This window comes from Streptomyces sp. NPDC104581, assembly GCF_055583685.1.
On sequence record NZ_JBVJNN010000094.1, the window covers coordinates 1 to 1,545 of the forward strand.

Annotated in this window: 1 protein-coding gene; it reads left to right on the forward strand. The window is 71.9% G+C overall.

Features of this window, described 5'->3' with window-relative positions; translation table 11 throughout:
* Nucleotides 1–1,545, forward strand: a 1,545-nt coding sequence (locus ACZ61E_RS32545; protein WP_469704017.1) for a condensation domain-containing protein, incomplete at both ends; no start/stop codon positions are given.

Genomic DNA, 1,545 nt, shown 5'->3' on the forward strand with positions numbered 1-1,545 from the left:
CACCCGCATCCGCACCACCCTCCACACCAACCTCACCATCCGCGACATCTTCCAAAACCCCACCCCCGCCACCCTCACCCACCACATCACCACCCAGGCACTGGGACCGGGGCGCGAGCGTCCGCCGCTGACCGCCGCTGACCGGCCGGACCGGCTGCCGCTCTCGTACGCACAGCGCCGGCTGTGGTTCCTCGCCGCGCTCGGGGAGCAGGGCACCGCCTACAACGTGCCCCTCTCGGTGCGGATCGACGGGGAGCTGGACGCCGAAGCGCTGCGCGCCGCCTTCGGTGACCTGGTGGGACGGCACGAGGTGCTGCGGACGGTGTTCGGGTCGGAGCACGGCAAGCCCTACCAGACCGTCCTGGCCCCCGAGGACGTTCAGGTCGTCTTCGGACGGGAGACGGCGGACGCGGACACGCTCGACGAGCGGCTGCGCGCGGCGGCCGGGCACACCTTCGACCTCGGCGCCGAACCCCCGCTGCGGGTGACGCTCTTCGACCTCGGCGACGGCGCGCACGTCCTGCTGGTGCTGCTGCACCACATCGCCACGGACGGCCAGTCGCTCCGGCCGCTCTTCGGTGACCTCTCCGCGGCCTACGCCTCCCGCCGTGCAGGGACGGCACCGAGCTGGACACCGCTGCCCGTGCAGTACGCGGACTACGCGCTGTGGCAGCACCGGATGCTCGGCGACGGGTCGGACGAGACGTCCGTGCTCGCCGAGGGGCTGGCGTTCTGGCGCGAGGCGCTGAAGGATCTGCCGGAGGAGCTGGGACTCGTCCTGGACCGGCCGCGGCCGGCCGTGGCGGGCCAGAGCGGTGACGCGGTCGTGGTGGACCTCGGCGGTGAACTGCGCTCCCGCGTGGTCGAGTTGGCCAAGGCGGAGGGTTGCACGGTCTTCATGGTGCTCCAGGCCGCGCTGGCCGCGACGCTGACCCGGACGGGCGCGGGCGAGGACATACCGCTCGGGTCCCCGGTGGCGGGCCGCACGGACGACGCCCTGGGCGAGCTGGTCGGGTTCTTCGTCAACACGCTGGTGCTGCGGACCGACACCTCGGGCGATCCGTCGTTCCGTGAACTGCTCGACCGGGTGCGCACCGCGGATCTGGACGCGTTCGCCCATCAGGAGACGCCGTTCGACCTCGTGATCGAGGCGACCAGCCCGGTTCGGTCGCTGGCCCGGCATCCGCTGTTCCAGATCTGTCTGGCGCTGGAGAGCGGTGCGGCGCCGGACGTCCGGCTTGCGGGTACGCGGTCGGGCCCCGGCACGTTCGTGGACACCCGCTCGGCCAAGTTCGACCTGGAGTTCCTGCTGCGCGAGGACGAGGCGGCCGGCATCACGGGCGCGGTCCTGTTCAGTACCGACATCTTCGACCGGTCGACGGTGGAGCGTCTGGTCGACTCCTTCGGGCGGGTCCTGGACCAAGTCACCGCCGACCCACGGTTGTCGGTGGGTGAGGTGGAGGTGATGTCGGCGTGTGAGCGGGAGTTGGTGCTCCACGGGTGGAACGACACGGTGCGGCCGGTGGACGGGGTCACGCTCGGGGG